Below are 16,172 nucleotides of genomic sequence, written 5' to 3' on the forward strand. Positions count from 1 at the left end.
ATCATGGTACTTAACAATCTTTTCTCCATAGCTAACACCAGCTATTTGGCTCCTTTTAAAACAGGAGCCTTTTTTCTTAGATATGCCTAATCACAATCAAGCCACATTCCACCATTTTAACCAAACATCAGCACATCACCATGTTGAAGCACTTCTAATTTAGGACCGATCAAATGGATGGTACCCGGCAATTCTGGGGTTCGTTGACCGTCAAATTTAAGTGTTACATGCCCAAGCTCCGCAAGATTTTGGTTCGCCACACTGTCGACTGCCGTCACAACAAAACCGAGATCCCCAATTAATAAAGTGGTGTTGTGGTCAATCAAATCCATACAACGGCAAGTGGCAATCCATTTGATCCGTCAACAAACTGCGTTTACGCCTTGTTTTGCTCTGCCTGTTGGGCTCCTGCCTGTTTTTTTGAGCCAGATAAAGGAGCTTTAGTTTGGCAGCCATCCATTGATATGGAACGCCAATCAACAATACCATTTTGCCAAAATCGCTCAAATACAACCTGCATCTCGCCACTCTTGGAATCAATACCAGTCGCATTAAGCGTAAGCGCGTCATAAACCGCGCATTCTAATCACCTAACACGAATAATAAGATCAAGTCTCCAACCATAAGGAGGTTTGAAATGGGAAAACGACGCACCAATCAAGAATGGCAAATGCTTATCGAACAATCTGAATCGAGTTCACTATCGACACTCGCGTTTTGTAAGCTCAATGAACTCAATCCCTCAACGTTCTATGCCAAGCGCCAGCAACTCAACAAAACTGACGTATCTCTAGGCTTTGTTCGAGCTGAAGTAGTCGAAAAGACGACGAAGTATCAAGCTCAGAGTGCAACTGCTAACATGACGCTGCTCGTCAATGATGTTGAGTTGAGCATTCCTCAAGGCACGCCAGCGATCTATCTGGCAGAACTCATCGGTGCTCTATTATAAAACGCATGCTCAGCGCTCCAGAGATTTACTTGTATCGTGAAAGCGTCGATTTTAGAAAGTCTATCAACGGTCTTGCTGCGATTATCGAAAATGACACCGACTTACCTTTAGGAAATGGCGCACTGTTCCTCTTCACTAACAAACAGCGCGACAAAATTAAAGTGTTGTACTGGGATAAAACAGGCTTCGCTCTCTGGTATAAACGCCTTGAAAAAGCTAAGTACAAGTGGCCTATAAAAGAGAAAAATGAGGTGTTTACCCTGACTCAATTCGAGCTTGATAGACTGCTTTCTGGCTTCTCGATTATCGGCCATAAACCCATTAAAATAAACAATTTTACAATGACTTAAACGATAATAAAGCCTATCCACCAAGTATTAACGGCATGATTTTAGTATAATAAATGCCATGAAAAAGACGCCAAATATCAACCCAGAAAGCCAAGATGTTGCCGAGCTACAAGAGATGGTGAAAGCTCTGATGGCGTCGCAAAAACAGAAAGAATCTGAGTGGAAACAAGAGCGCCAGTCGCTACTTGAACAGCTCAAGCTTGCCTTCGGCCGTCAGTTCGCTAGACGCTCGGAGGCATTAAAGCCTTACGATGAATCCCAAGGTGATCTCTTCAACGAAGCGGAATGTGAAGCCGCTAAGGAAGAAGAAGTTGAAGTCACGACGACTACCACAACGAAAAAACGGGGTAAACGCAAGCCACTTCCGCAGACCTTGCCTCGTGAAGTTATCGAACTCGACTTAGACGACCATAAAAAGCAGTGTTCATGCTGTAATGCCGATCAGTTAAGACTTTAATCGGCAGATCAGTTGAATGATCCTATCTTTATGTAAAAATCCGATAGACCTTGTTTATCGGATTTTTTTATGCACGTTTCTCAAGCCCTCGATATCATCAACAGTTATAAACCCAATCAAGTTGAAACACTCGCAGACCTCTTACCCATTGAGCTCATCAATAGTGCTTATGAGCTTACTGATACCGTTACTCTAAGAAAACGAAAGCTCACTTTAGAGTCGATGGCATGGTTACTGGTTGGCATGGCTATCTATAACGATAAATCCATGGCTGACATTGTCAATATGCTCGATATTGTTGACCGCACAGGTAAGCCATTTGTTGCTCCAAGTGCATTAACACAGCGAAGAAAAAATCTTGGTGAATCAGCGGCTAAAGCGCTTTTTGAGTGTACGCAAAGTCATTGGTTCAAACAGGCTAACTGACCAAACTGGAACGGACTTACGTTACTGGGTGTTGATGGGGTTTTATGGCGAACAGAAGACTCGAAAGACAATGCTGAAGCGTTTGCCAAGCCTACCAATCGTGATGGTAAAGAAACACAGTACACACAGGTGCGCATGGTCTGTCAGATGGAGCTGAGCAGTCATTTAATCACAGGCAGTGCTTTTGACTGTTATACCGTCAATGAAATGAAGCTGGCAGAGCAGCTTATCGAAACGACCCCCGATAACAGCTTAACGCTCTTCGACAAAGGCTTTTACTCCCTAGGTTTACTTCAAGCATGGCGTTCGCACGGCATCAATCGCCATTGGCTTATCCCGATGAAAAAAGGGCTGATTTATGAAGTCGTTCAGTCTTTTGGCCGACAAGATAAACTGATAAAACTGAAGAGTAATCCGCAAGCGCGTAAGAAATGGCCAGAGCTAGAAGAAGAGGTTGTGGTACGTTTAATCACGAGAGTCAAAGAGGGTAAGCAATACGATGTTCTCACCTCAATGGTTGACCCTATGCTTTATCCCAAATCAGATATAGCCGGTTTATATGAATACCGTTGGGAAATTGAACTGGGGTACCGAGAGCAAAAACAATACATGCTTGGTAACCGCCTTACACTGCGAAGCCGACTCCCAGAACTCGTGAGACAAGAGCTCTGGGGAATACTAATGACATACAACTTAGTCAGATATCAAATGGTACAGATGTGTAATACGTTGAATGGAGACTACTTGCCAACCAACTTAGCTTCAATGGAGCGTTAGCCCACATCATGCGCCTAATAGTGGGGCTTCCCTACTCGTCACCGGGAGCCATACCGAGGCAACTCCAAAACTTCTATGCAATGAGTGGGAGCTTAATACTTGAGCCAAGGCGAGAAAGATCCGTCCCTAGAGTCGTGAAGAAAAAGCCAAGCCGATATCCTAGAAAATACAATGCCGCTCACCTTAAGTGAACGGCATTAGTGTTCATGCTGTAATCATGAACTTCATAAAATCGGTGAAGACCGCAGTGAGAAACTTGAGTTCTCACCAGCCGTGCTCAAAGTGCTGGAATATGTTCGTCCTAAGTATGCTTGCCGTCAGTGCGAGCAAACTAAAGACGAAAGCCGCATCGTTCAAAAACCAGCGCCGCAAAGCATTATCCCTAAGAGCTTCGCGACAGAAAGCTTGCTTGCCAACATCATCCTTGGCAAATACCAATACGCGATGCCACTGTATCGCCAAGAGTCGCTGTTTACCCAATCGGGTATCGAACTATCACGAACCACCATGGCAAGGTGGGTTATCCAAGTTAGTGAGAAATTCGAACCACTCTATGCCGCCCTAAAAGAGCACTTACTTAAGCAAGTGGTAGTCCAAGCGGATGAAACACCACTCAATGTCCTCAAGGAAGATAAACAATGTTATATGTGGCTCTACTGCTCAGGCGCAGACTCGCCAGGTGCCGCACTGCCCAATGTGAAAAATATCGCCTTGTACGACTATCAAAACAGTCGCGCGAGGGCATGCCCTCTTGCCTTCTTGGGTGACTATAGTGGTTATCTACAAACCGATGGCTATGGTGCCTATGACGGTCTTCACCAAGTCACTAATGTTGGCTGCTTAGCGCATGCACGACGTAAGTTCATGGATGCTAGAAAGCTTCAAGGTAAGTCAGGCAAAGCAGAACGTCAACGGCATGCCAAGCCGATATTGGATGAGTTGCAAGAGTGGATGACGACTCAACAAGCAATAGAGTCTAGCCCGCTGGGCAAGGCGATAAAATACACGCTCGGCCAATGGCCGAAACTCATCCGCTATATCGATGACGGTCATTTATCGATAGATAATAATCGTGCTGAACGCGCAATAAAACCGCTGGTCATTGGCAGAAAAAATTCTCTCACAAGATCTCGCATAGCTTCATGTGTCAGGTCAGGTACCCAGACATCAACTAACTCACCCGCTCTCAACAACCTCGCTAAAGCGACGGCATCGCGATGATCATTTTTGATCTTGTTGGTTGATATCTTAGGTATTCTAGAAGGAGCCACAACTGTACACTCTATGTTCATGCTAAGTAGCAATCGATATAGACCATAGCCTGTTGGGCCCGCTTCGTAGCAGACAAGGATCGTACCGTGAAGCTTGATGAGCTTCTTCATTAGACGAATAACGGCATCTTGTGCTGAAGAAATATTCCCATAAAATCGAACTTCTCCCTGCCGCTCTGGACTTGCAATCGCAACAGCAATTGTATCCTTGTGTACATCAAGCCCAATATAAGCAGAATAGTTGACGGATTCCATATTGATGACCTCCAAAAACGCACCAGTAGGTGAGTCTAAGTATATAAGGTCATACCATCTCTTCTCAACTAACCCTAATGGGGCTGAAGCGAGCGCGATGCTTTACAGTATCGTCGAGACCGCGAAAGCCAATGGACTCATCCTCTACGACTACATGGTCAAGTGCATGCAAGAGTTAGCGAAATCTGAGCCTGATATTGATGCGCTCCTACCTTGGAACTTCAAACATTAGTAATATCGCCCCGTGGGTTTATGGGGTGCTTACCATTAAGCGCATTCCACTGACAACCAGTTCTGAGAACAAAAAGAATGCCGTTCATCGCATCACGGTTATCAACTCTTTTTCGATGCGTACCAAGAGGATGGTGAGTCTTATGGATAAGAAGTAGTAGCTCAATTTTTTCCCAGAGGGCATCAGATATTAGGTATTGTGTTTAACTAATTTACATTGTTATCAATAGTCATTAATTTAACTCAGACAACACCTATTGGGATAGGTTCTAAGCCTCAGCAGAGAACATATAAGAAAGAATGGACATTAGGCGGAGTTTATGAAAACTTCAATACCTAATATCCAGTCGATGAATATATGTTAGTTGTTATTTCTTAAGTAAGATCTTATCAACATTTTAAATAGTTCTTGGGTATGTTGATATTTCTTTTCCTTTTCTTGAAATTTTTTATCAAATTCATTCACCTCACCTTGATCAAAATTAAATATATCACTTTGCTGAACTTTCCAATTTTTATCTCCAAAGAATCCGGGCTGAAGTTCAAGAACGAGTAATCCTAATGGATATTCACCATCCATATTGCTTACTTGATAGTCAATTCCGTTTTTAAATCCATGTTTACAATAATTGCGTGGATCTCCGTAAATAGTAATTGCTGGTACTCCCATCTTTATCGCTAATAATTTTGTCTTTTCAACTAATGCCGTGCCAATACCTTTTCGTTGATAATTTGGATGAACACATAGAGGACCAAAAGATACCGTTTGGATTATTTCTTCATTATTATTAATTAAATAAGAGTGTGTATACATAATTGAAGCAACTATTTTACCTTCAAGTTCTACTACATAAGTAAGTTCTTTAATAAAATCTTTGTGCTCACGTAGTATGTGACACAAATAGTGATCATTACATCCTGGAAAATATAAATTCCAAAAGGCTTCTCTTGTTAGCTCTTCAACTTGGGTATAATCGTCTTTTGTTTCCAATCGTATATTCATATAGCTGGTGCATCCTACTTCTGTCTAGTTACATTTTTTCCGAAAGCACTCACGGTATGCTGTGAACGTGTCATACTTGAGTAACCTATGGTGAGGCGCTTTTCAAGATAGTTGTAACTACTTGCTTGATTATTAAAAGCCATTTCTTGCGCGTGTTTTAGAGGAGATGATCGTTTTACACATCTTGCCAAATTGCTTATCAGTGCTACGCCTTTCTGCTAGGGTCGCGCCGTTTCTGGCTTGCTCTCGGAGCAGTTTGTTGTAGTTATCCAGTCGCCTTTGATCAATTTGCTCAGTTTCAATCGCGGCGCGCACTGCGCAACCTGGCTCTGATTGATGCTGACAATCGGAAAATCGGCATTGTGGTACTAGCGAATCAATATCAGAAAAGGTTTCTGTCACACCTTCTTCACAGCTCGTCAGCTGCAACTCGCGCATTCCCGGGGTATCCATCAGTAGAGCACCTTCAAAGAGCGGTAACAACATACGATAAGTCGTTGTATGGCGTCCTTTGCTATCGTCTTCACGTATGCTGCTAGTTTTCATAGCCTGATCGCCTGTCAAGGTGTTGATCAAGGTTGATTTCCCCACGCCAGATGAGCCCATAAAGACGACAGTTTGTCCGGTGTTGCACCAACTGCGTAGCCCTTGCAGCGTGTCAGCTTCAAGCGCATTCACAACTTCAATGATAAGCAAATCATCGAGTTTTTGTACCTGAGTGCGTTTTTCCTCGACATCGTCACAAAGGTCGGCTTTGGTCAGCACCACTACTGGTTCCACTTTGGCATCTTTTGCCAAAGCAAGATAGCGCTCAATGCGGCTTAAGTTGAAGTCGTGGTTAAGCGAACAGACGATAAACAAGGTATCGACATTCGCGGCGATCAACTGCTCTTTTACTTTTGGTCCTGGGGCTTTACGTCTAAATAATGACTTTCGCTCAAGCAAACGTTCAAATCGAAGTGTTTCATTGCTTAGCAACAGCCAATCGCCAACTGTCATGGAGGGCTGTTGGATATGAACATCAAGATGAAACGTCTGTACTTTAGTCGTGACGATATAGCCACTTTTATGCTGGGCAACTACGCGACCCACAGTGCAATTATCGTAATCGTCTAATGTTAGTTGTTGCGTAAAGTAAGCCTGCCATCCAAGTTGTGTCAGTGTGATTGGATGAGTAAAAATAGAATTCATGATAGTACCTACTGCAAAAACAGCATAAACAGAATATGAGGTCGGGTACTGACTGAAATATATGCAGTGCTAATGCAGCAAAGCATTAACGGGACCCCGGTTTGAAATTACCGGGCAAATAGAAGGGTATGTACTAGTTAAGTCACAGAGCTACGTGTGATTAAATTAAGCTTCAACACCTTCTTTTGCCGGGCGGCTATTAGTTACAATCATCTTATCCCTCTCTTATGTTGGTTACTAAACACCCCAAAAATCGCACTAATGCGGACTGTTGTCAAGTTTGTTGTTACACGTTTATTGCCTGCGTAACCGCGACTTGGACATTAATCGCGGTGGTATCGTAGAGCTTAATTTCGATATCACCGCGATTTGAAGTACCTGTCCCTGAGGTGTCCTCAGAATTCGTACTGTTCGTACTGATAGACATCTACATTAACCACCTTGATACTAAAAAAATCATACCTCCAAAGTATATTCTATAAGCCAAAAATCCACCTTATCTTTAAATGGTTGCTTGATGGGTACGCCGGAGTTAGGTGACTCATTAATATATTTAGGGTTTTGGGTTTTCCTATACATTTTCATTCCTTTGGAGTTTGCCCAATAGTACAATCCCCAGTTGGCAAGATCCCAACTCTCGTCATACGAGTTAATTTCATAATCTACGTAGTAAAGTGTGTCGTTGTTCAATACAAAATTATCAGGGAAATAGTCAATATTTAACCCAAATGTCTTGAGCAATGTTGACATGTAACACACTTGAGCTATGCAAGTATCAGGGAGAGCATCTTGAATCACTAGGTCTGTAACTAAGCTACCATCTATGAACTCTTTAACGAGGTAATTATCCTTAACGTTTATGTCTAGTAGTTTGGGGACTCGAATACCTGAACGCTTTAACGCTCTATATGCGTTAACTTCGAGTTCAATCTTATTTGCATCTCCAAAGGAATAATAAGGACATTGTTCATAATGCATTAACTTCACAACATATTGTTCTTTTCCACATAGAGCTAGATATGAGTAGCCAGATTTTCCTTTTCCGAGAAACTGAGTAATTTCAAGATCTCCTAGCTTTGTTGTAATATGACTGCCTACTGCATCTGTTACATCCATTTTGAGTATGTTCCTTTTGATTTTTCTTGATCAATACATTTAGCAACTCGACCTCTGGCGAGCATCCGCTTCCTTCCCTAAGAAGTAACAACAATGTCTACCCTACTGAGTTCATTGAGTTGTTTGCCGTTCATTATTTCCAGAAGCTTGAAAACACCGTAACTGACCCTTCTTAATAAAGAGGAATCACCTCACTATGATTGAGTTACTTTCAAAACGCTTACTGTTCCCAAGAGCTCTGATTATCTTTTTATTTTCTTACCAGTTAAACAAGGTTCTATCAGTTGGTTCGCTAGTACCCCAAACATAACTAAGTTAGTAACCAATTAATGGCGCTACATAGTCTTCTATCTATAACAGCAATTCCAGCTTTTCTGTCATCGTAGCAAGAGCCTATAGTTACTTTACGAATCTTTCTACACCCTAAAACTTTAGCTGCTCTTGAAAGTTGGCGGTGTGTATCGAAAAAAACAGAGAGTATGCTTGGTGCCGCTGATGTAGCGATACACAAGGATTTCTCAATAGGGCGCTTGGCTAGTAACTTTGGCGCTTTGTCACCTTGAGGCCAGTAGTGATAAAAAGCGAGGCGCTCCAAAAAAGTTTTAAACACTGCGGTGGCACTCCCCCCTATTGTCGGACTTATTAATATAAGTGCGTCTGCTGACTCGATGATATCAATAACATACCTCATATCATCAAATATAGGACATGATGACACAAAGTTATTTTTCTTATGCATGCAGACTTTACAGTTGGTACAGTATTTTATGTTTAATTTTCTGAGCACAATTTCATGCACATGTACATCTTTTTCATCTAAAACGACCTGAGTTTTTACATGTTTACCAACGCTATCACACGTTTTTTTATTCCGGTAAGAACCATTTATTATCACTAATTTTTTAGCCATCTTAAGAAAACTGATCACGTTGAAATACGAGTACAATAATCACTATACTCTTCTGCTGAGAAGATTAGTCTTAATTTAATATCTCTTTTTGTAATTTCTGATCTTCTCATGGCTCCATCCTCTTTCTTTCAACAGTTTGTCGGCAACTCCTGCGCTAAAAGAATCTGGGTTTGATGTGTAAATTTTCAGTAATTCATTATCATCAAAATGTCTCAGCCTATTTTTTTTCAATCGATAGACTTCAAAAAATCTATATATAGCTTTCAAAATACTCATACTCAACCTACTTCCTCAAGTAATGCCCCTTTTTGTGCACCTAAGACATTTTCTATGATACTGAACATTGCTTTACTCCGTCTGACAATAGAGTTCTCATCCCAATCATAAAAGCCTAAATCCGTTAGAAACTGGAACCCACCAATTATGAGCTCCGCACTTTCCAAAGGGAAACATGTATTAAACAATCCAACCTCGTTACCTTCCTCAATAATACTTGAGTATATTGGGGCAAATTTCTCGATGTAGTTCCCTAGCATTTTCGCTTGCATATTGGCGTTATCTTGGACATGTAACGCACTAATCAATTCAGCATTTTCTGTTGATATATCTGCATTTCTTATCAAGGCAAGCAGTTTCTGCAGTGGGTTTAACCTGTTAAATTCTATAGTGTCAACGAGCTTCAGTGTTTTTTCTTTCTCCTTATCAATAGTATCTGTAATAACAGCCAAGAGAATATCATCCTTAGACTGGAAGTGATGGTAGAGTGTGCCTTTTGCGATTCCAAGTTCCGTCAAGATCATTGCTATTGATGTAGAATCATACCCTTTACTCAAGAAAAGTTTCTTTGAAACTTCAATGATCTCAAGCTTTCTTCCAGTAAGTCGATTTTGAGTGCCAGTCATAAGTTCTCAATTATCCTACAATTTCCTAATAATGTACTTTAGGTTGATTATCGTCTTTGCATGTAAAGTATACTCAATACATCTGTGACATCACTCAAATATAACTAATAATCCAGCATTAGAGTACTGTTTAGATTATCAACTTGAGCACATTTGTGCTTTAAAGAAGATGATATGACTGACCCACAATCTTTCGTCTGTACTCAGCACCTAAAATTTGTAGAGAGCTTTTAGTTCAAGTTGAGATATTGAGTCACTTGACATGGTGAAATTATTATAACCTACGCCAATATCGATAGAATCAGTTACAGGGGCTTCGATGCTAACACCCCAGTAAATGTCTGAGTCATCGTCATTGAGTAAACTAGATTTAGACTCCCAGTAGTGTCCGCCTAAAGATCCAAATATTTCAACTGGACCAATATCAAGCATACTGACTTTTAATCCTAAACTATAGCTTTCGACAGAGATATTGTTTGTACCCAAGTCATCGGTATCCATCTTACCAAGGTCTTTATACCCTCCTTCGATAAATAGCTGAATATTTGCACTGTCATATACAAGAGCCCCCAGTTTACCGCCATAAGTTACAGAGACATCATTTGCGTCCTTATACTGCGCTATTCCTGAATCTAGTTGACCGTAAAGAACGGATGCAAAGGCGTGTGGAACAACCATTGGTAACCCAAACACTAAAAATAATAATCGATACATATTCAATCCTCTTGTTTTATACATTATCACAACCAGACCGACCGTCGGTCTAGTTGTGATAATCACATACTAGGCATTAGAAGTCAATCTTGAAACCTTCATAGCCAAAATGTCCCTTTCTCGCCGCGATTTTGTAGCCAGTAGTTACATTGAGTCAGAACTTAGCCTCCTCGTTTTCAGATAGCCATATACCGAGCAGTTCTTTCTGGCCTTCCATATTGACGCCGAGAGCAAGATAAGCGGATTTGTTGATCACCGACTTATCTTGTCAGATTTTGATGACGATACAGTCTAGATAAATAATGGGGTACACTTCATCCAGAGGGCGAGACTGCCTTCGATGATCTGCTCCAGAATGGCATCAGTCACTTTAGATATCGGCGTAGGAAAAAGATTGGCATCGTACATTTCCTTGAACATGGCAACAATTTCTCGGGTTGTCATCCCTTTAGCGTACAGGCCTAAGAGATCATGTTACCCATGGGCTGGAATCGGATCTGATACTTATGAATTATCTGGAGTTCAAAACTACTCTCTCGGTCACGAGATACATCAATTCGTCACCATCATCAGTTATGATCGACGTCAATGAGTGGCTCTTACGAGATCTGGTGCTGGTTTTGACAGAGTGCTTTCATAACCAAGGTGCTCATCAAGTTCAGCATTGAGTGCTGTTTCAACGATCACGTTGGTTAACATTTTTCGGAAGTCATCAAGCTTGGACTCTGCCTTGATTGACTTAGCGGCTTCACGATCGAAGGCTTCTAGTACTTTCATAATCCATAATGTCTATGCCTAGCCTTTAAAGCTTAAGCTTAGACAATTACACAGAAATCAGGACAGTCTCTTTTAAACAAACAACACCTCACTGACTTTATATAACTCTGCTATCTGTATTGCCGCCATTGCAGTGTTAAATTCAGAAGTTCGATGCGCTTCAAGGTTAATTAGAAAGGACAAAATAAGCATCAACAAGGCTTCCCGATTGGCCAGCGTTATGCATTCTTGTATCTTGCTTATATTCGAAGGCTCGCTGGCCGTTAACGAACCTGAATAGCCATAATGTTTGAATATCACTTCGACCAAAATTACCCATCCCTATTGCACTTAACGATAGACACGAATAAGACTGTGGTACTCTGAAAGTGCTTCCGAGACTGATGGGTAATCCTGGATAAAGCCTTCCAACTGGCGCTCTATGGCAAACACCTCTGTGCGTACACGCTCTAGCGTCTGGTCGATGTATTTTGGACTATCGACCCGTTGCAAAATATTCCGCATTTTGCGCAAATTCACTTTAAGGCTGAGCTCCTCATTTCTAAGCAGGTGCGATGACTGCAGAAAGACATAAATATCCCCCATGCACATTTCACATACGCCATGTTCAACATGAAATGGCGTGACATTCCGCTCCTCAAACGAAACTTCAACCGTACATAGTTTGCAAGTGTACTTCTGCAACATTTACCTTACACCCTTTCTGCCTATCACTTTCAATAAAAGTCCCTGCAAGTTAGGCGGTTGACCTGAAACTATTCTTGGTCTTTCAAGCAAACTTATGGACTACCTCGAACACTTCAAACACCACTGGCATGCCCTCGTTAAATTCGAGACCATAATCCAAGCAATCCATTCGAAAAGCGGCTTTATGGGTATTGCGCCAGTATGCGAGTGTCCAGTTACCTTCCCCTTCCATTTGGGCATGCTCTTCATTGACCTCATTGAAAGGCAGTAGATACACATCAGTAACCCTGATAATACATTGTTCTTCCCCGCACCAGTTTACGACAACGTACAATGTACCTTTTTCGGGAAGAGCCTCACCTTCTATAAGGTAAGCGTCATACAGGCTCGAAGTCGCCCTCTTTTCGCCCATTTTAATCAGCTCTGCACATCGGTCACTGTCTAACTGATTGTTACAGAATTGACGCCTTTCGAGAGTGCTCAGATTTACAGGAGTCCCCTCTATTACAACCTCATTCATAATGATTTCCTTTGTTATCATTTCAAACTAAAGACTCTACACCTTGAAACGACTCACCAAATTGTAAAGCTCGGTGGCGCGTCCCGTTAAGGTCTCACTTCCCGACCGGTTGTCATTTGCCAGCTCAGCCGACTGCAAACTCTGCTCTGAAATCACTACGACTCGTTGCGATATCTCCTGTCCGACCAGACTTTGCTCTTCTGTGGCCGTTGCTATAAGCGTGTTCATATCCATGATGGTACCAATGAAGCTTTGTATTTCTATCAGCGCCTTCGCTTCACTGACAGTAGCTTCGCCTCGCGTCTGACTTGATGACATCGCGCTGACCGCGTCATCGGATGCCGCTTTTAACTGCTCTATCATTTGATGAATGTCACCGGTACTTCCTTGTGTGCGACTGGCCAGCTTTCTGACTTAATCCGCCACCACGGCAAACCCTCGACCTTGCTCTCCGGCTCTCGCCGCCTCAATCGCGGCGTTTAAGGCCAACAAGTTGGTTTAATATCTTGTATCACACCAAGTGCTGCCGAAATATTTTGTACATCGCCTTCCAGTCGTGTGATAACTCCACTGGCGTGTGACACTTCTTTGGCTAATACCTCCACCAATTCGACCGCGGTATCCACAATAGATTGTGCTTGTTTGGCGTTGTAATCCGCTTGCTTCGCCGCTTGACTCGCATTACTCGAGATTTCTTCTGTCGCTGTCGTGGTCATTTCCGTCATGGCGGTCGCCACTTGCTCCGTTTCTTCACGTTGACCTGCCGCCAATGCGTCAACTTGAGCCGCCCGATGCGCCATGCTCTGTGTTTCAGTTATAACTTGTTAGAGTCAATTTTAAAGGCATCCTCATTGAGTTGCTTAAGTATGGCATACACATTCATCCGCTCATTTCGGCTCGCAGCAAGCAGCCCCCGTATATCTTGGCGTACCGTTTTGTAATTCGGATTGGCCAGCGCTCGTTTATAGAACTTCACCAATACATTGCGCCGCTGAGCTTCAGTCACTCGCCCTTGAGTGAGCGACGCCGACATCAGCAATGCCAACAAACTATGACAAACCAAGTCATAAAGAGCTTTTTCACTGGATAAAAATTGGCGACTCATGTAACAACTCCGCTGGTTAGCCATACGTCAGGTGCACAAGGACGATACAAGCAAAATCCTTGAAGATATGGCACACCAATCGATGTCAGACGATCAAACATTTCTGTGGTTTCCACCCCTTCGGCCACTATCGTAATACCATGGCTTCGACCATAATCGCATAAATACGACACGAGCTTTAAACAAGCCGATAGTCGCATGGCTTCTATGACCAGCGCCCTATCGAGTTTAACCTGATAGAGCGGCAAACTAAATAACCCTGTGATCGCGGTCATTCCCGCACCGAAATCATCAATGGACAATTTAAAACCACGCCGGTGTAACGCCTTAAGGGTCGTCATTAATACGTAGGTATTTTCAAGCAAATACGACTCAGTGATTTCGAGCACCACCCGTGACGGAGATAGTTGACTTTCTGTAACTACCGTCATCACATCGTCGATAAAGGTGGGCTTTAGTAATTGCTGAACAGACACGTTGACATTGACGCTAGGTCTTGATTGGTGCACCTTGTCAAACTCACTTAAAAACTCGCACGCTTTCTCCAGTACAACCATTCCAAGCGCATGTATGTAACCCAGCTTTTCTGCCGTGGGGATAAACTCCCCCGGAGACACCGCGCCTAAGACAGGGTGAGTCCAACGAGCCAGGGCTTCATAGCTCACTAAATCTCCCGTGGTAGAAGCCACTATTGGTTGCAGTGCGATGTCTATCTGTCGATGAGCTATCGCAGTATCTAACGCATCTTCTATTTGAAAATAACGGACAATTTTCTTGCGTAAAGGACCTGCATAGGTGATAGGCGACTCGACTAACCTAGTGTACTCAGACAAATTAAACACTTGCGTGAGTAGTAATTGCGCCGACTCCATGTCCGAGCGAGACAGCGCCCCCAAACCGAGTTGCGTGGTCAGTGTGACTTCACGTGCACCCTCCTGCTCGAGAAAACACGCTTCCACCTCTTGCATTAGGGTCATAGTGCGCTTAGGCGTCATAGGTTGCTCTACCGTAAACACCAAGGTATCGGCGCTGATGCGATACAACCCGTAGCGCAAAGATAGAGTTTCATCTAACACCGAAACAAGCGTAGAGATTAAACGAGATGTCGCTTCCTGCCCGAATCGCCGTTGGGCTTCATGCAGTTGAGTGAAACAGCACACGAACAACCAGCCATTCTCATCAAACTTCACCATATCTTTTAGAAATTGATGTCGGTTATAAAGGCCCGTCTCACTATCATGACTTGCAATATGTGAGAGGTATTGATTGAGAAACACCTCCTCCGAAACATTTTTATGCGTGCCAACCATCAACACGTCACCATCTTGCTCAACTAACGTGCCAACTGCCTCAATCCACAGATAATGTCCCAATCGATTTTTGACACGATAACGGGTTTTCACACGTTCTGAGGAAGCTTCTTGTTGGTGAGTATTCACCTTATTTTGAAGTTTCTCTCTGTCTTCTGGATGCACCAAGGCCAACCAGTCATCTAAGGTCGAGCCTACGAGAGGCATATTAAATTGCTCGTAAAACGGTGTGTTATAAAAGGCCACCACATTATCACGGGTCATAAACCAGAGACCTTCGCTGGTGGTGTTGAACAATTGCAGTACAGAAGTTGGAAAAACGTTTTTCATCATAGCGCTACAAATCAATCCTTGTTGCTCGTCCTATTACAAGTTTGATCACTGAAGCCTCCTCATTTGAGACTGACTCAGCACACCTAAATCCTTGACCGATAGTTACACTTTCGTAAACCAAAACGGTTTATTTGTATTTATAGGCAAACACCTAATGGCATTTAAGAATATCATAAATCAAACGTACACCGCCTTGAACAAAGCCACAGCAAAACAACCACACACAAGCACACAAGCACACACAGCACACATTATGCAACCATTTAAAGTGACTGCTCACCGACTATGACAGGGCGTTGACAAAGTCATTATGCGTATATTTCTGGGTGGTAGTTCAATAAGTTATATCTTGACCTTATCGCCTGAATAATTTTCATGACGCTCATCGACTATACCCGCCAGAACCGCCTCAGCGCCCCGCGACATCGCCGCTATCAACTCTTGTGCGTTGAACTTCGACAGTGCATCATTTGCCCCAACCTGTCGCGCTCTGTCTTGGCTTATTTCACTTGACAATGAGGTATGCAAAATAGTGTATATCTCACGTGTGTTAGGATTGTCGTTCAGCGCAAAGACCAACTCATAACCATCAAGTCCGGGCATCTCAATATCACTGATTATCATGTCAAACTTCGCGCCATCTCGCTCCTACTAGAGCTCAGTTAAACCTTGAACTGACGAATTGTTTCACTTAAACCAATATTCAAGGTGTGGATCTTTTCCGCCTCTTCTGCAAGCGTTTCACTGCCAACACTCAGTGACACTACAATATCTTTAATTTGATTCATGTTCTGACTAATATCTGCCGCCACGGCTGACTGCTCTTCCGCAGCAGTAGAAATTTGGGTGCTTGCGTCATCGGTCTGTTGTGCATAATCAGCTAATGTC

Annotated in this window: 17 protein-coding genes and 11 pseudogenes; 6 read left to right on the forward strand and 22 right to left on the reverse strand. The window is 42.8% G+C overall.

Features of this window, described 5'->3' with window-relative positions; translation table 11 throughout:
* Nucleotides 1-116 precede the first annotated feature (116 nt).
* Complete coding sequence (locus AACT18_RS14915; RefSeq protein WP_254920010.1) at nt 117-332, reverse strand: PTS glucitol/sorbitol transporter subunit IIA; 216 nt, start codon at nt 330-332, stop codon at nt 117-119.
* A pseudogene (locus tag AACT18_RS14920) lies at nt 332-536 on the reverse strand (IS5/IS1182 family transposase); the annotation flags it as partial. The gene AACT18_RS14915 and the pseudogene AACT18_RS14920, both read right to left, overlap by 1 nt.
* Nucleotides 537-637: 101 nt before the next feature.
* Here AACT18_RS14920 and tnpA point away from each other — a divergent pair.
* The 5 genes and pseudogenes from tnpA to tnpC all read left to right on the forward strand — a co-directional run.
* Nucleotides 638-949 (forward strand): IS66 family insertion sequence element accessory protein TnpA, encoded by a 312-nt coding sequence (gene tnpA / locus AACT18_RS14925; RefSeq protein ID WP_094125751.1) that lies wholly within the window; start codon nt 638-640, stop codon nt 947-949.
* A 29-nt stretch (nt 950-978) separates the two neighbouring features.
* Nucleotides 979-1,299, forward strand: a complete 321-nt coding sequence (tnpB, locus tag AACT18_RS14930) for an IS66 family insertion sequence element accessory protein TnpB (RefSeq protein ID WP_161439606.1) — start codon at nt 979-981, stop codon at nt 1,297-1,299.
* Between the two features lie 58 nt (nt 1,300-1,357).
* A pseudogene (locus tag AACT18_RS14935) lies at nt 1,358-1,732 on the forward strand (IS66 family transposase); the annotation flags it as partial.
* Nucleotides 1,733-1,825: 93 nt separating this feature from the next.
* Nucleotides 1,826-3,150: pseudogene (locus AACT18_RS14940) on the forward strand (IS4 family transposase).
* A gap of 10 nt (nt 3,151-3,160) precedes the next feature.
* Nucleotides 3,161-4,081: pseudogene (gene tnpC / locus AACT18_RS14945) on the forward strand (IS66 family transposase); the annotation flags it as partial.
* Here the strand turns inward: tnpC and AACT18_RS14950 are convergent.
* Nucleotides 4,018-4,485: pseudogene (locus AACT18_RS14950) on the reverse strand (IS110 family transposase); the annotation flags it as partial. The pseudogenes tnpC and AACT18_RS14950 overlap by 64 nt on opposite strands.
* A gap of 46 nt (nt 4,486-4,531) precedes the next feature.
* Here AACT18_RS14950 and AACT18_RS14955 point away from each other — a divergent pair.
* Nucleotides 4,532-4,717 (forward strand): annotated as a pseudogene (locus AACT18_RS14955) (transposase domain-containing protein); the annotation flags it as partial.
* Between the two features lie 34 nt (nt 4,718-4,751).
* Here AACT18_RS14955 and AACT18_RS14960 read toward each other — a convergent pair.
* The 19 genes and pseudogenes from AACT18_RS14960 to AACT18_RS15040 form a co-directional block, all read right to left on the reverse strand.
* Nucleotides 4,752-4,907: pseudogene (locus AACT18_RS14960) on the reverse strand (transposase); the annotation flags it as partial.
* Nucleotides 4,908-5,077: 170 nt separating this feature from the next.
* Nucleotides 5,078-5,707 (reverse strand): GNAT family N-acetyltransferase, encoded by a 630-nt coding sequence (locus AACT18_RS14965; protein ID WP_217898005.1) that lies wholly within the window; start codon nt 5,705-5,707, stop codon nt 5,078-5,080.
* A gap of 144 nt (nt 5,708-5,851) precedes the next feature.
* Nucleotides 5,852-6,910: a ribosome small subunit-dependent GTPase A gene (rsgA, locus tag AACT18_RS14970; RefSeq protein WP_094125789.1), complete on the reverse strand. Its 1,059-nt coding sequence runs from the start codon at nt 6,908-6,910 to the stop codon at nt 5,852-5,854.
* A gap of 286 nt (nt 6,911-7,196) precedes the next feature.
* Nucleotides 7,197-7,337, reverse strand: a complete 141-nt coding sequence (locus AACT18_RS14975; RefSeq protein WP_161439626.1) for a hypothetical protein — start codon at nt 7,335-7,337, stop codon at nt 7,197-7,199.
* Between the two features lie 29 nt (nt 7,338-7,366).
* Entirely contained in the window at nt 7,367-8,026 is a 660-nt protein-coding gene (locus AACT18_RS14980; RefSeq protein ID WP_094125788.1) for a hypothetical protein, read from the reverse strand.
* 310 nt (nt 8,027-8,336) lie between these two features.
* Complete coding sequence (locus AACT18_RS14985; RefSeq protein WP_141138126.1) at nt 8,337-8,936, reverse strand: flavodoxin family protein; 600 nt, start codon at nt 8,934-8,936, stop codon at nt 8,337-8,339.
* 75 nt (nt 8,937-9,011) lie between these two features.
* Nucleotides 9,012-9,212 (reverse strand): hypothetical protein, encoded by a 201-nt coding sequence (locus AACT18_RS14990; protein ID WP_094143228.1) that lies wholly within the window; start codon nt 9,210-9,212, stop codon nt 9,012-9,014.
* A 2-nt stretch (nt 9,213-9,214) separates the two neighbouring features.
* Entirely contained in the window at nt 9,215-9,838 is a 624-nt protein-coding gene (locus tag AACT18_RS14995; RefSeq protein WP_094143226.1) for a TetR/AcrR family transcriptional regulator, read from the reverse strand.
* A gap of 210 nt (nt 9,839-10,048) precedes the next feature.
* Nucleotides 10,049-10,552 carry an outer membrane beta-barrel protein gene (locus AACT18_RS15000; RefSeq protein ID WP_094143224.1) on the reverse strand — a complete coding sequence of 168 codons (504 nt, stop codon included), beginning with the start codon at nt 10,550-10,552 and terminating at the stop codon, nt 10,049-10,051.
* A 157-nt stretch (nt 10,553-10,709) separates the two neighbouring features.
* Nucleotides 10,710-11,020 (reverse strand): annotated as a pseudogene (locus AACT18_RS18160) (transposase); the annotation flags it as partial.
* A gap of 117 nt (nt 11,021-11,137) precedes the next feature.
* Nucleotides 11,138-11,329: a hypothetical protein gene (locus tag AACT18_RS18165; RefSeq protein ID WP_237666707.1), complete on the reverse strand. Its 192-nt coding sequence runs from the start codon at nt 11,327-11,329 to the stop codon at nt 11,138-11,140.
* Between the two features lie 330 nt (nt 11,330-11,659).
* On the reverse strand, nt 11,660-12,016 hold the full coding sequence (locus AACT18_RS15010; RefSeq protein WP_094125391.1) for a hypothetical protein: 357 nt from the start codon (nt 12,014-12,016) through the stop codon (nt 11,660-11,662).
* Nucleotides 12,017-12,098: 82 nt separating this feature from the next.
* Nucleotides 12,099-12,557: an ASCH domain-containing protein gene (locus tag AACT18_RS15015; protein WP_094125392.1), complete on the reverse strand. Its 459-nt coding sequence runs from the start codon at nt 12,555-12,557 to the stop codon at nt 12,099-12,101.
* Between the two features lie 15 nt (nt 12,558-12,572).
* Nucleotides 12,573-12,899 (reverse strand): hypothetical protein, encoded by a 327-nt coding sequence (locus tag AACT18_RS18170; RefSeq protein WP_237666706.1) that lies wholly within the window; start codon nt 12,897-12,899, stop codon nt 12,573-12,575.
* 54 nt (nt 12,900-12,953) lie between these two features.
* Nucleotides 12,954-13,042 (reverse strand): annotated as a pseudogene (locus AACT18_RS18175) (methyl-accepting chemotaxis protein); the annotation flags it as partial.
* A 308-nt stretch (nt 13,043-13,350) separates the two neighbouring features.
* On the reverse strand, nt 13,351-13,641 hold the full coding sequence (locus tag AACT18_RS15025) for a DUF2913 family protein (RefSeq protein WP_094125393.1): 291 nt from the start codon (nt 13,639-13,641) through the stop codon (nt 13,351-13,353).
* Nucleotides 13,638-15,284 (reverse strand): EAL domain-containing protein, encoded by a 1,647-nt coding sequence (locus AACT18_RS15030; protein ID WP_094125394.1) that lies wholly within the window; start codon nt 15,282-15,284, stop codon nt 13,638-13,640. Before AACT18_RS15030 ends, AACT18_RS15025 begins: the two co-directional genes overlap by 4 nt.
* Nucleotides 15,285-15,626: 342 nt before the next feature.
* Nucleotides 15,627-15,929: pseudogene (locus tag AACT18_RS15035) on the reverse strand (response regulator); the annotation flags it as partial.
* Between the two features lie 17 nt (nt 15,930-15,946).
* Nucleotides 15,947-16,172, reverse strand: a pseudogene (locus tag AACT18_RS15040) (methyl-accepting chemotaxis protein); the annotation flags it as partial.

The organism is Vibrio sp. V04_P4A5T148, assembly GCF_963875605.1.
Taxonomy (GTDB): domain Bacteria; phylum Pseudomonadota; class Gammaproteobacteria; order Enterobacterales; family Vibrionaceae; genus Vibrio; species Vibrio anguillarum.